Annotated in this window: 10 protein-coding genes; 5 read left to right on the top strand and 5 right to left on the bottom strand. The window is 38.3% G+C overall.

Annotated features, from left to right (window positions below; all coding sequences use genetic code 11):
• Window positions 1-48 precede the first annotated feature (48 nt).
• Entirely contained in the window at window positions 49-1,449 is a 1,401-nt protein-coding gene (locus tag B2W36_RS05115) for an ABC transporter permease (RefSeq protein WP_293886627.1), read from the bottom strand.
• A gap of 46 nt (window positions 1,450-1,495) precedes the next feature.
• Entirely contained in the window at window positions 1,496-2,137 is a 642-nt protein-coding gene (locus tag B2W36_RS05110; protein ID WP_293886626.1) for an ABC transporter ATP-binding protein, read from the bottom strand.
• Between the two features lie 438 nt (window positions 2,138-2,575).
• Between B2W36_RS05110 and B2W36_RS05105 the strand changes: the two genes are divergently transcribed.
• From B2W36_RS05105 to B2W36_RS05095, 3 genes are all read left to right on the top strand, one after another.
• Window positions 2,576-5,368 carry a TonB-dependent receptor gene (locus tag B2W36_RS05105; RefSeq protein WP_293886625.1) on the top strand — a complete coding sequence of 931 codons (2,793 nt, stop codon included), beginning with the start codon at window positions 2,576-2,578 and terminating at the stop codon, window positions 5,366-5,368.
• A gap of 85 nt (window positions 5,369-5,453) precedes the next feature.
• Entirely contained in the window at window positions 5,454-6,842 is a 1,389-nt protein-coding gene (locus B2W36_RS05100) for a hypothetical protein (RefSeq protein WP_293886624.1), read from the top strand.
• Between the two features lie 115 nt (window positions 6,843-6,957).
• Window positions 6,958-7,395, top strand: a complete 438-nt coding sequence (locus B2W36_RS05095) for a hypothetical protein (protein WP_293886623.1) — start codon at window positions 6,958-6,960, stop codon at window positions 7,393-7,395.
• Between the two features lie 107 nt (window positions 7,396-7,502).
• Here the strand turns inward: B2W36_RS05095 and B2W36_RS05090 are convergent, their stop codons facing one another.
• Together B2W36_RS05090 and B2W36_RS05085 are read right to left on the bottom strand one after the other, a co-directional pair.
• Window positions 7,503-8,702 (bottom strand): hypothetical protein, encoded by a 1,200-nt coding sequence (locus B2W36_RS05090; RefSeq protein WP_293886622.1) that lies wholly within the window; start codon window positions 8,700-8,702, stop codon window positions 7,503-7,505.
• A 380-nt stretch (window positions 8,703-9,082) separates the two neighbouring features.
• Window positions 9,083-9,778, bottom strand: coding sequence for a hypothetical protein (locus B2W36_RS05085; protein ID WP_293886621.1), 696 nt, complete (start codon window positions 9,776-9,778; stop codon window positions 9,083-9,085).
• A 101-nt stretch (window positions 9,779-9,879) separates the two neighbouring features.
• On the opposite strand from B2W36_RS05085, the gene B2W36_RS05080 reads away from it, so the two are divergent.
• Together B2W36_RS05080 and rlmB are read left to right on the top strand one after the other, a co-directional pair.
• On the top strand, window positions 9,880-11,730 hold the full coding sequence (locus tag B2W36_RS05080) for a DNA polymerase III subunit gamma/tau (protein WP_293882445.1): 1,851 nt from the start codon (window positions 9,880-9,882) through the stop codon (window positions 11,728-11,730).
• A 77-nt stretch (window positions 11,731-11,807) separates the two neighbouring features.
• Window positions 11,808-12,596 (top strand): 23S rRNA (guanosine(2251)-2'-O)-methyltransferase RlmB, encoded by a 789-nt coding sequence (rlmB, locus tag B2W36_RS05075; protein ID WP_293886620.1) that lies wholly within the window; start codon window positions 11,808-11,810, stop codon window positions 12,594-12,596.
• 60 nt (window positions 12,597-12,656) lie between these two features.
• Here the strand turns inward: rlmB and B2W36_RS05070 are convergent, their stop codons facing one another.
• Window positions 12,657-14,420: an AMP-dependent synthetase/ligase gene (locus B2W36_RS05070; protein WP_293886619.1), complete on the bottom strand. Its 1,764-nt coding sequence runs from the start codon at window positions 14,418-14,420 to the stop codon at window positions 12,657-12,659.
• Between the last annotated feature and the right edge of the window lie 54 nt (window positions 14,421-14,474).

Raw genomic sequence — 14,474 nt, 5'->3', positions numbered from 1 at the left:
TACCAGCTCTGTACCCCTATTTTTCATTTTAGTTCAATTGCCATTATTCTATTTGTTTGACAAAGTACCGGCTATACTTGTCCGATACGCTTTCACAGCAGGAATTAATGCTGCGAGCACACCAATTAGACAAGCGACAGACAAAAATACCAATTCTTTTGGATGTAGCCTAAAAGCTTCGATAAAGTCGGCACTCTGGCTCGTTTGGTTGCTGATATAGTATAAGGCCAAATGTGCCAATAAAAGTCCCACCAATCCACCAATGATTGTTATTGTCAGGCCTTCTAATAAAACAATGTTGAATAACTTTCCTTTAGAGGCTCCGAGTGTACGCATAATGGCTAGATCATATTTACGTTGTTTCAACGCATTGTAGAGATTAATAAATACACTCAGGCCCGCAATGAGCATGATCACATACGCTAGGATAGCTAGAGAATCCATTCCTACTCCTAACAGTGAAAACAAGCGAGTACTTTCCATCGCTGGAGAAGCAGCTTGCATATCCGTTTGTTGGTCGATCATTTTAGGTAATATACCGATAGCTGCGGGAGATTGATATTTAATCAAAATAGCAGTTATTTCCAGTCCATTTTGCTTCACCATATCCGCGCCAATAGATTTTACAAATATACCTTCCTCTTCGTGTTGGTCTTGCTCATCGTGATCGTGGTCGTGATGATCTTTTCCGCTGGTTCCTAAAGCTGCGTTAGAGTTTTCTTCTAAATCTTCACCATGATGGTGGAGATGGGCTTTGACGGTTTCCTCCCTGTCTTCTTCGCGTTCACGGAGTTCTTTTTGTAGTGCAGTTTCTTCGTGATCATGTGCGTGTGCGATTCCATGGACATCCCAGACACTTTCTAAGTTGGTTAATATCAGGTTATCAGTAACATTGTTATTGTGCTTTAAAATGCCGACAATAGTAAAAGGATGTTCATCATGATGATGGCCATCTTTGCTCAAGCCGTGTGAACTATGTATTTGATCACCGATTTTCAGTTGCTGTTTTTTTGCAACCTGGTCACCAATGACTACTTCAAAATTATTTTGCCAAATGCGGCCTTCACGAATAGAAGTCTCATAGATGGACAGGAAAGAGGAATCGGTTCCAACGATGCGATGCCCTTTGAAGTTATCACCTAGCGATAAGGGAACTGCTAGCTGCACAAGCGGATTTTGGCGTAATGGGTCCAGTTCGTCCAATGGAATGTTACCTGTTGGATTGTCGATGTGATAAACACTCGATAAGATCAATTGCAGCGGACTTCCTTTAGCGCCAACGACTAAATCAATATTTTTGCTGTTATTGTCAAGCTGCTTTTCAAAAGATTCTCCAGTAATTGAAAGCACGGCAAGGATTGAAATTCCAAATGCCGTTAGCAAGATGCTTAGAAAGACCGAGCCAAACTGTCTACTTAAATTTTTCCAAACCAATTGTATCGTGTTCATAGCAAATTTTAATATCTAAAGGGTGACGCGTAAATAAAGTAAAAAATTATTTTAAAAGGTACATTTTGGAGAATTGATCTTTTATTCTCTTGTCGTGCGTAGTTATCAGTAGGGTCGATCCAGCAGTTTCAGCTATCGATAATAGGAGTTCTAATACCCTATGGGTATTGTTGTCATCCAATGCAGCTGTCGGTTCATCCGCAATCAATAGGGCTGGCTTATTGATAATGCTCCGCGCTATAGCGGCACGTTGCAGCTGTCCACGACTCAATTCGTTTGGGTAGGCATTACTTTTTTGATCTAATTGCAGCTGTTTTAGGATGAGTTCAATAGCGCTTATATCCACTTTTTTTCCGGCTAAAGACTGCGCCAATTTGATATTTTCAACTAACGTTAAATTTTTTAGGAGGTGGGCCTCTTGAAATATGAAACCAATATATTGAGACCTGAACTGATCCAGTTTGCTGTTGGATAACAACGATAAATTTTGACTATATATGTTGACCTGACCTGTTTCTGGTCGTGACAAACCACCTAATATATTTAATAGTGTTGTTTTTCCAGAACCTGAATCGCCTAACAATAGTGTATGTTGACCTTTTTCGATGTAAATATCTGGAAATTCAATTGGTGCTGAATTTGGATACTGGAATGATAACTGTGTAGTCGATACGATTGGAGTGTTCATGGGAATCAGATATTGAAATATATTCAAACTTAGATAAATTGCTTTTTATATGCAATNNATATTGCATATAAAAAGCAATTCGTATTAGCGGGCTTAGTATTTTCGATGGAAAGGCTACTGATCTATTGGTTATCCTATTGTATCATCGATCTTTAGGTGAACTCGCTAGGGGCTGTACAACGATGTCAAGGATAAAAAGAACCAATTGTGTTAATAAATGTAGTGCTTAATAATTTACTTACACTTCATTAATATCATTTCCATATAACAGGCTCAAATATGACGCTAATTCGCTATAAAAGCTCTTTTTTACTGAAAATCGAAAAATAACAACGATAGGTAACATTAAATTAACAGCGGATTGATGTAATGGTAATTTGTTGTTAATGTTAACCTAATATTCTGCTAATAGATTTGCAGAAACAAAAAACAAATAAATTGGAACCACAATTACAACTTAAAAGAATCGCTGCTGTCGTAACGCTAGCAGTAGCTGCGTCAACAACAGTTTATGCACAGGGCAGTGGAAAGGTGGCGGGTAAAGTAACAAATGTCAAAACAGGTGAAACAATTACAGGGGTGACAGTTAAGGTGCTCGGGACGGCGAGAGTGGGAAGTTCGGATGTGACTGGTAATTATAATATTCCCGCAGTACCTGCGGGTAAGTATACATTAGAATTTAGCTATGTAGGATTTGCTACTAAGCAAATTACAGATGTAGATATAAAAGATAAAGATGTTACGACACTAGATGTAGTACTTGATAATACTGGGGGAACAGTATTGGATCAGGTTGTCGTAACAGGAACTTTTAAAAGAGAGTCGATCAATGCTTTGTACTCCCAACAAAAGAATAGTGCTAGAATTTCCAGTGGTATTTCGACTGAACAAATTAAGAGAAGCCCAGATAGAAATACTTCTGAAGCGATTAAGCGCGTAAGTGGTGCTAGTATTCAAGATAATAAATATGTTATTGTAAGAGGGTTGAGCGATCGTTATAATTCAGCTATGTTGAACAATGCGATTTTACCTAATACCGAAGTAGATAAACGTGCATTTTCATTTGATATTATTCCTTCGAATTTAATTGAATCGATCATTATCAACAAAACTGCAACACCAGATATTCCTGCTGATTTCTCTGGGGGGGTGGTTCAGGTGAATACGAAAGATTTTCCGGAGAAAAATTTCCTTGATGCATCAATTGGAACATCTTATAATACGCAATCTACATTTAAAAATTTCACTTCAGCAAAAAGAGCTGGAGGCGAAGTTTTTGGTTTTGCGAGCAGTGATCGTGAAATTCCTAAGAGTTTCCCTTCAACAAAAGATTTTCAAGCTTTACAAAATAATTCAAATGAAATTTTTGAGTATTCTAAATTATTTAAAAACAATTGGGGATATGATACGAAGAAATCAACACTCACTCCGAATTTTCAGTTAAACTACGGTTCTACTAAAAATTTCAAAGATGATTCTAAATTCGGAACTATTCTTTCCTTGACTTATCGCTATGACCAACGAAAAAGAGAAGCCGATCAAAAAGCGTATGTTGGGCAATCATTGCCGGAAGTATTCCATGATGATCAATATAGTTACAATACAAATTTAGGTGCTCTTGCAAATTTCTCATATTCTTGGAAATCAAATAAGATTTCATTTAAAAATTTATACAACAGGATCTTAGAGAATCAATTTACATTCCGAGAAGGGAAAGATGATTCTGGTAGTGAATTTTATCGTACAGGGGATTATTTGTTGCAACGTTCTATTTTAACCAATCAGTTGTCTGGTGAGCATGTTCTTTTAGAGAAGAGTAAATTGAAATTAGATTGGTCATTGAATTACGGACGTACAGATAGAGATGAACCTGGTTACAAGCGTATGGAATATTCTAAAGATGGTATTGCATCGATTTCAGCTACAAGTTCCTCCACAGCGGACAGGGCTGGTAATTTCAACTCTACAATGACTGAGAATTCTTACGGAGGAGCTTTAAATTTGACCTTGCCAATACGTTTGTTCTCGGAAAATGACAAATTGAAAGCAGGCTATTTCAACCAGTTACGTGACAGAAATTTTAATGCCAGGGTGATTGGATTTATTCGAAATGGAAACTTCGACGCGAGCTTACTAAAACTTCCACAAGATAAAATTTTTGATCAAGCTAATATTCGTCCAAATGGATTTATACTGAATGAAATAACTAATGGCGGTGATCATTATGATGCGAAAGCATTTTTGAATGCTGGTTATTTGATGTATGATGGAATTGTAATGGAGAAATTAAGGGTAATAGCAGGCGCTCGTCTTGAATCATACAATCTAAAGTTGAATAGTGAAGACAATGGTAATCCAGTAGGTGTTGATACAACGACAATCTCTTTATTACCATCACTGAATTTGATCTATAATTTGGATAGCAAACAGAGTTTTCGTTTTGCGGCGTCACAGACAGTAGGTAGACAAGAGTTTAGAGAGATGGCTCCCTTTCCATTTTATGACTTTAATAAGAATATGAATGTTAGAGGAAATCCTAATCTGAAACAATCGAAGACGTCAAATTTTGATTTGGGGTATGCATATTATCCGACTGCTGGAGAAGTACTATCGATAGGGGCATTTTATAAGTATTTTGAAAACCCGATCGAGCAAGCATTACAGTTAGGTAATTCGGGCCGTTCATTCAATTATACCAATTCAAAATCTGCAGATGTATTTGGTGTGGAAGCTGAGATACGTAAGAATCTGAAATTTATTGATGAGCGATTGGATAATTTTGTTATCAACGCTAACGGGTCATATATATATTCGAAAGTTATCGTTCCAACTACTGTAAACTCGACCGGTAAACGAAAATTACAAGGACAATCGCCCTATTTAATCAATGCTGGACTGTCATATACGACCAAAAATCCAAATACTACAGCGATTACACTATTATATAATAGAGTAGGACCAAGAATATGGGCAATTGGTAATGCGGAAGATCCAGATATTTACGAATATTCTAGGAATATTCTTGATTTGCAGCTGGCGCAAAAATTTGCGAACTCTAGGGCCGAAGTAAAATTAAACTACAGTGATATTTTAAACAATAAAGCCTATTTCTATCAAAAGCCAAAAGGATCAGATCCGAACGCAGCATTCAATAAAAACACAGATAATATCAATAGAGCGGAGCAATATGGATCAACTGTTTCTCTTACTCTTTCTTATAAATTTTGGTAGTATATTGTTAATTCATAAATCCTTAACATAGTATTAATTGTATCGTTAAATTAAATTATTCTTTTTGTATAAATAAAACATGAAAATGAAAACGAATTTAAACTTAAATCTTTTAGCTGTTTTAGCAGCAGGATTGACTGCATTTGCAAGCTGTAGCAAGAGTGATCCTGCAGTAATAGATCCTCCTGTTAAACCTGGTGATTCAAATGAATCACTTGCAGATTCATTCTTTGAGAAGGTAGCCTACAAAGGAGCGTTCGGTACTACTGACTGGACATCTGGATGGGTTAATTATGAGCCAAACAAAACGGCATATTCTACTGCTACAGAAGAGCTTTCAGGTGAAATAGCTACGGACAGAACTTTAGACGCTTCAAAAACATATTTGTTGAAAGGTTTTGTATATATTAAAAGTGGTGTTACATTAACAATTCCTGCAGGAACAGTTATTAGAGGCGATAAAAATACCAAAGCAACGCTGGTTGTCACTATGGGTGGTAAAATAAATGCTGAAGGAACTGCAGCAAAGCCAATTGTATTTACTTCAAATCAACCGGCTGGTACTAGAGCTCCCGGCGATTGGGGTGGGATAATTATCTTAGGTAAAGCTCCTAACAATATCCCTGGCGGCACGGGGCTGATCGAAGGTGGCTTGACAGCTCCATACGGAAACCACGGTGGGACTGCTGCGGACGATAACTCAGGTGTTCTTAAATATGTACGTGTAGAATTTCCTGGTATCGCTTATACGACCAATAATGAAATTAACGGAGTTACGTTTGGTTCAGTTGGTTCTAAGACAACCGTTGAATATGTTCAAGTGGCCTATTCTGGTGATGATTCTTTTGAGTGGTTTGGCGGTACAGTAAATGCTAAGCACCTTGTTTCTACAGCAAATATCGATGATATCTTTGATTTCGATAATGGTTACTCAGGAAAACTTCAATTCTTAGTAGGTCTTAGAGATCCGAAATTAGCGGATCAAGCGGGGCAATCAAATGGAATTGAATCCGATAATTCAGAGAAAGTTTTTGATTCTTCTCCAAGAACGCGTCCCGTAATCTCAAATATGACTTTGATAGGTCCAGGAAATACAGAGGTTGATGCAAAGCATGAGTACGCGAATTTGTGGAGAAGAGGAAGTAAGATGATCCTTGCTAACTCAATCTTTATCAACATGCGTTATGGAATTGATATACGTGATAAAGAAACTGGTGACGCATTGACAGATAAAACATCTTTGATCAAAAATAATATCTACCAATCATTTACGGCAGAAAGGGCTATGATAGCCGATGGTTCAATACCTTCATTTGCTACCGTTGATTTATTAAAAACGTATTTGACAACAAATAACAATACATTCTTGGATGATGCGGCTGCTAAAAATCTTTTGGTTAACCCATATAGTTTAACAGCGCCAAACTTCATCCTGAAATCAGCATCAGTAGCTGCTACTGGAGCTTCTTTCTAAAAAAAAAGTTATTGTATAGTGAAATAGATAGAAAAATCCTGCCTTGAGCAGGATTTTTTTGTAGCATATGTATGAGATAATTCGTTGTAAAGAGAAATAAAATAAATCTTAAAATATGAAAAATGCGATCTACTTGGTTTTAATGGGTATTTTACTCCTTTTGGGCTGTAAGAAATCTGATAATACAACTGATTCAGAAACGACAGGGCTGAAAGTCGAAATAAAAGGAATTTCTGGCTGGGGTGAGTTTGTAAATATCAGTGTAGATCAAATTAATACAGCGGTAAAGTATCCTGCAGAGACTAATGGAAGTCCTCAAACGGCAAGAGATAAAAGCTATAGAACCAGTGAAGAAACTTTTAGAAAGCTGTCGTCATATGTCGAAACTTACAACTTATTGGATGCTAAAATCCAAGAGTGTGCACGTTGTGTAGACGGGATGGATTATGTAATCACAGTAAGATCTGGAAGCGTGGAAAACACCGTAACAATAGCCGTAAACCGTACGGATGGTAAATATGCTGATGTGCTTGATTTTATAAGTAAGCTTTAGAAAGCGCAAAAGCGCTGTCGAGAATCATTTATTGTTCAGCAAAATATTGATTTTAGCTAAATCATATACTATAAAGCCAATATCGAACTGCGATTTAAAAAGTAATATTATCTGGGCTCATAATGATAGACAATCTGATAAGACTGATTTTTAAGCTCCTCAGATAGTTGACCTATATCTAGTGTTTGCGCTTGTGGTGTAGGCTCACAGACCGAATAATATTTTCCATTGTACAAAATAGCGTCACCAATAGGATGTTCAAATTGAACGGCCATCGTCACATGTGTGGGATATAACAGGGTAATCATGGGTAGATTGTAAATTTCCTTTACCAGATAAAAAAATAGGGCTACCCGATCATCACAGTCACTGTATTTATTTAATAGGGTTTGTTCAGCCGAAAGACGTTTTTCAGCTCCAAAATTCTCTTCATCATTTTCATACAAAAAGGCATACCGGGTAAACCGCATTAAATAATCCACTCCTTCCTGTTGGCTCTTTCCACTTAAATTGTCCTTAAGCGCCGGAATAAGCGATTGATAGGTTTCTTTGCTTAGCGGAATATTGAAATAAGTTTCAAAATCCACACCAGGATAGTTTTTAAAAAGGTCACTGATATCGTCATTCAACTTGATGTTAAAATGGTAGGCTTTATGGCCATAATTGAACGCGATCTGCTTTTCCTTATAGTTTGCAGGTACAAAATCAGGCAATTTTGTGATTTTATAACTGAAATCTTCGATAGCTTCCGGAATCTTTATGTTGACTGGAATGTAGGTGTCAGCTCGTTGAAACAATTTTCCGTAGTCATGGAAATTTAAACAGGTATATTTCTTGCCGTCAATTTCAAAAAATGGAATATCAGAAATATCTTCTTTGTTCTGAATGAAAAATATGATTTGATTATTACCAACAGCCAAGCGGGCGTCATAACCAGATTTACACATTAAAAACCATTTGTACAACGTGTAGCGTGTATAATTTTCAGCTTTCGGAGCAATCTGTTGTGCGGTACGGCGAATCAACTGATAATACACCCAATCATTCAAATGATGTTCATCTTTGTATTCAAGCAAACTATTTATAAGTTGTATATAATCTGTCTGATCCGCTGTTTGATAGAATTTTTGTACATGCGCTATCGTCAAGCTGTCTTTGAATGGAATGTTAAAGGAAGTCGGAACATCAATGGATACCTTTCCGTCATAAAAATCGAAATCATGATGTTGCGCCCACAGCTGTTCTGAAGCGCAGGTCAACCATACGATGATGGTGAATAACACCAGATATATTTTTCTTGATCTCAATTCTTAACAATTTGATAACATTAGTGTAATATAAATTTAACAAATTGTAATTGCTTTTCGAAAAAATTGTAGAAAATATTTTTAGCCTACCGCAAATTGATAGTATATGTAAACTTATTCCAGTGTAAGACATAATCGTTTGCCAGTGCATGTTAGGGAGACTTTGTTCGCTAGCTTTTCGGGACTGATTCGTACCATCTTCGGAGTTCCCCCACTGCCTGCCCACTGATTCTCCACCTCGGGCCCACATAAACAGTGGGGAAAGAGTGGGGGATCAGTGGAGCGAGAGTGGACGCACGGCGAACAAAGGGCGAACAAAGGGCGAAGGAATTGCGAAGAAGCTATAGTTTAAAGACTCAGCTTTTCGATAAATTACGCGATTAGTAGGTGACTTTAGGTTTATTATTTTCACAAATTACACCCTTAGCTGGTTTGTCATTTGTCGTACTGCAATTTAAGCTTTTATCCAGCGTTCTTTTGGCATTGTCCAAATGGTTATATTGTTCTGCCATATTCCCAAACTCAGCAAAGTTCTCTTTGTCTGTATACAATATGGAAATAAACTCGCAGTCTTTACGAAAGGGGGCAATGTGCCATTTACTGGGGTCGTTGCAGGGAATGTCATCAAAAAAGGTCTGTAGCTTGGGGAGCAGATCTGCCAGTCGTTGGTTGATCTCTGATAGTTCCAAATCTCTAGCTGAGGCGACTTTCAGTTTGCCGGCGATGCAACGTATTCCAAAATGAGGAGGAAGATAGTTGGGCGAAACACTGGTGTCGTAAACAATAGGTCCTTTATATACTTTCTGTGCCCTTTCTTTGAGTGCTGCAGCTTCGGTAATTAATGTATTATAGGCTTGTTCAAAGCTCGGGTGTACGGGTACATAGGTGTAATAAAGCGTGTCAACTCGGCATTCCTTTAAATCACTGCAGGAAATATTTTCGGTTAGCTTAACCGCTTGTTGGATTTTAGCTGCTGCCAGACTTGTGAGTTCGTCGTAGCTGTCTTCTTTTTTACAGCCTACAAAGAGAAGTGTACTACATAAAAAAGCGTAGAATAGGTGTTTCAAGTGCTTCATAAATTGGTTTTTTTAAGCTTAACGAAAGCTTTCAGCTATCCGCTACAGTTGCAAATCAATGTGACGTGGAAAAATAGTATTAAAATTCGTATCTTCGTGCAATGGATAATTTTATTGTTTCTGCACGTAAATACCGCCCGATTACCTTTGATTCGGTTGTAGGTCAGCAACACATTACGGGTACCTTAAAGAATGCGATACACAACAACCAGTTGGCGCAGGCATTTTTGTTTTGTGGTCCTCGTGGTGTGGGTAAAACTACCTGTGCACGCATTTTAGCTAAAACAATAAATTGTGAAAATATCTTAGAGGGTACTGAGCCATGTGGCGAATGCGACAGCTGTAAATCTTTCCAAAACGGTAATTCATTTAGTATTCATGAACTGGATGCAGCATCGAATAACTCGGTCGATGATATCCGTAATCTTATTGAGCAAGTACGGATACCTCCACAGGCAGGAAAATATAAAATCTATATCATAGACGAGGTCCATATGTTGTCTCAGGCGGCTTTCAATGCATTTTTGAAGACCCTCGAGGAACCGCCTTCTTATGCAATCTTTATTCTGGCAACGACAGAGAAACATAAGATTTTACCGACGATACTTTCGCGTTGTCAGATTTTCGATTTTAACCGCATCAAAGTGGAAGATATGGCTAACCATTTGGCTAGTATCGCAGATCGGGAAAGTATCGCTTATGATCAGGATGGATTGCATATCATTGCACAAAAGGCAGACGGTGGGCTTCGAGATGCGCTGTCGATGTTTGATCAGATCGTCAGCTTCTCCAATAAAAATGTCACCTACCAAGCTGTCATTGATAATCTAAATATTTTAGATTACGACTATTATTTCAAGTTAACAGATGCTATTTTAACTGAAGACGCAGCACAATCCTTACTGCTTTTCAATGAAATTTTGAACCACGGATTTGATGGCAGTCATTTCGTTGCAGGTCTGTCATCGCATTTCAGAAACTTGCTCGTTGCCAAAGAACCGTCAACTTTAAAATTGCTAGAAGTTAGTGATAGTATTCGTCAAAAATATCTGCAGCAAGCTCAAAAGGCTTCTCCGGGATTTTTGTTATCAGCATTGAATATTTCCAATCAATGTGAAATTAACTATAAGACGAGTAAAAATCAACGTTTGCAGGTCGAACTTTCACTTCTCAAGACCTGCCATATAGCACATGCGATCAAATTGAGCCAGCTTGGATCCGTCCAGATGTCTTCGGCCAGCGAGGAAGTAAAAAAAAAACTTCCTGAGCCAATAGCAGCACAGCCAAAACAAGGGGCTTCGGCTGTCGTTACACCTCCGATAATTTCATCAAGCAATGTTCCTGTTATTGAAAAACAGGTTGCGCCGCCACCTCCACAAGCTACCCCTGTAAATTATCAGGCTTCGGACGCAAAGGCCGAACCGAAAAAGGATCCTGTTTCGAATGTTCCTCCAAAAGTGAAAAAAGGTGGGTGGGGGGCTTCCGCTTCGGCAATTATTCCTTCTTTGCCCGACTTGAATACCATATACGATAACAATGCGGTTGCCAAAGAAGGGGACGAACCAGAATTGATACGTGGAAGCGAACAACGTGAGGTTTCATTCGGTCAATTTATTGCGGTTTGGAACAGTTATGCTGAACAGCTTAAAGCAGAAAACAAGATTAACCTATACACCATGATGACGGCCATGCAGCCCCGATTAAATGGTGTATTGATTGAAATTGATGTTGAAAATGGAGTTCAGATGGATGTATTGCAAAGTGCAAAGGTCGATGTACTGAATTATCTGCGTGTGAAGCTCCAGAATTTTTCGTTGGATCTAAAGGGGGTGATGATGGAGCACACTATTTCGCGCAAACCCTATACCTCACAGGAGAAGTATCAAGCCATGGTCAATAAAAACCCACTATTGGATACGTTGCGGAAGGAGTTCAACTTGGGGCTAAGCTAATTCGGAGACTTTAATTGTTGTTTATTTTTGTACATTTGCAATCTCTTCTATGAAGAGCAGAATATTTAGTTTTTATTATGCAAGGAAATTTTCAGAGACGTGATCGCGACCACGGCGAAAGACGTGAGGTGAATCAGATGGTATTTGGTATTCGTGCTGTTATGGAAGCAATCGATAGCGGTAAAGAGATCGAGTCATTGTTTATACAGCGTGGTTTGAGTGGTAGTTTGATTCTAGAATTGAAAGCCTTGCTAAAAGAGCATAATATCGCTTTTCAACAGGTGCCGATCGAGAAGTTAAACCGGATAACACGCAAAAACCATCAAGGTGTAATCGCTGTCATTTCGCCAATCACCTATTACGATATTGAAGATCTTCTACCACAGATTTATGAAAAGGGTGAAACACCTTTACTTTTGATGTTGGATGGAGTAACAGACGTGCGTAATTTAGGCGCTATCGCGCGGACAGCTGAATGTTCGGGTGTTCATGCGATCATTGTTCCCAAAAAAGGCTCTGCTGAAGTTAATCCTGACGCGATAAAAACATCTGCGGGAGCACTTTATAAAATCCCTGTTTGCCGCCACGATAGCCTTTCAAAAGTAGGTAAATTTTTGATTGATTCTGGTGTACAGTTAGTCGCTAGTACAGAGAAAACGACGACGAGTATATACGATGTCGATTATACGTCGCCAACCTGTGTGATTATGGGGGCGGAGGATATCGGTGTATCCAATGACCTAATCCGTATTGCGGACAACCTTGCAAAGATTCCAATGTATGGTGAAATCAGTTCATTAAATGTATCAGTTTCTGCGGCAGTTGTGATCTACGAAGCAATTCGCCAACGGATTGCTAAAAAGTAACACCATACTTTATTGATAATAAAAAATCCTTTGTATTTTAACAAAGGATTTTTTTGTAAGCTAGATTTGATAAATTTGCTCGATCTCTCGTTCGTATTTTTGTAGGATAACTTTTCTTTTCATCTTTAAAGTAGGGGTCAATTCACCGGTCTCAATCGTCATTTCATTAGGGATGATGGCAAATTTTTTGATTTGTTCCCAGTTTCCAAAATTTTTATTGATACGGTTTAGTTCCGACTCGATTTTCTGCTTCAGTTCAGGGCTGTTTAGAAAATCTCGTCTAGAAAGATCTGCCAGGGAGGGAAATGCTGTTTTCGACCATTCTAAGAGATTTGTATAGTTGGAAAAAATCAAAGCTGCAGGAAACTTACGCCCTTCTCCAAGTACCATGGCCTGTTCGATAAATGGAGATTCTACCAGCTTCGATTCAATCTGCTGAGGAACAATATATTTTCCTCCAGAGGTCTTGAACATCTCTTTCTTTCGATCGATAATTTTAAGGAATTTGCCATCTACCCATTCGCCAATGTCTCCTGTGTACAACCAACCATCTTTAATTGCTTCTGCTGTAGCCTCCGGATTTTTATAATAACCGATCATATTATTTTCTCCTTTCGTCAATATTTCACCATCGGGCGCAAGCTTAATTTCGATATGAATTAATGGCAAGCCAACTGTTCCAATTTTCATACCTCTTCTATAACAGTTTACGGCGATACATGGTCCGGCTTCAGTAAGACCATAGCCTTCATAGATCGGAATTCCCGCAGCCATGTATAGACGGATTAACCTTTGCTGTAGTGCAGCGCTTCCAGAAGCAATTCCCTTGATATCATCACCGAAGGCCTTGCGCCATTTTGAAAAAACTAATTTACGGGCAATTTTCAACTGAAGATCATACCACCATGAGCGTCCCTCGAGTTTGTATTTTTCGCCGAGGTTTATAGACCAGAAGAATAGTTTCCGCTTAATCCCGGTTAGCTGTTCTCCCGTTGCCATAATCTTTTCATAAACTTTCTCCAAAACCCGAGGAACAGCAGAGAAAATATGTGGCTTTACAGATTTAAAGTCTTCACCTATTGTATCCATGGATTGAGCAAAGAAGATTGTCAAGCCTTTGTACATATACACATATTGGAACACGCGCTCATAGGCATGGCAAACGGGAAGAAAGGAGAGTGCCCGGTCGCCACGTTGAACAGGAAAGGAATATTCGCTACTATAAGTATCTGCCAATAAATTTTTATGAGACAACATAACGCCTTTTGGGTTTCCTGTTGTTCCAGAGGTATAAATGATGGACGCCAAAGCATCGGGTTTTATATGATCACGTAGCTGGTTTAGCGTTTCATCTGTAATAATCTCCCCACTTGCAACGAAATCCTTCCAATGGTTGAGATCATCTTCTTTTTCGAAGCTGTAGATCGCATTTAATTGAGGACAATCATCTTTTATCGTTAATATCTTTGTATAGAGTTCTTTTGAACTGACAATGCAGGTTTTAATTTCGGCATGATTGAAAATATAGGTATAATCCAACGTCGAAATATTGGGGTAAATCGCGACAACAACAGCGCCAATTTGTTGGATAGCAAAGTCAAGTATATTCCATTCGACACGGTTTTCACTAATCAAGGCCACCTTTTCTCCAGGTTGCACCCCTAGTGCGATCAGACCTTTCGATGTCTGGTTAACTTGCTCAATAAATTCAGTATTGCTCAGTTTTACCCATTTGTTATCTTTTTTAAATGAAAACATAGGAAAGTCTGGTGCAATATCATATTGAAGATATGCTAAATCAAATAATCTCGTTGCTGTTGGCATAGTGAAAATCCAGTTCTTATAATACAGCTAATTTACGTTTTTTTATAGAGACCG

Origin of the sequence: Sphingobacterium sp. UBA3549 (assembly GCF_002376635.1) — a bacterium.
Lineage (GTDB): Bacteria > Bacteroidota > Bacteroidia > Sphingobacteriales > Sphingobacteriaceae > Sphingobacterium.
This window is presented reverse-complemented; position numbering and strand designations above follow the sequence as displayed.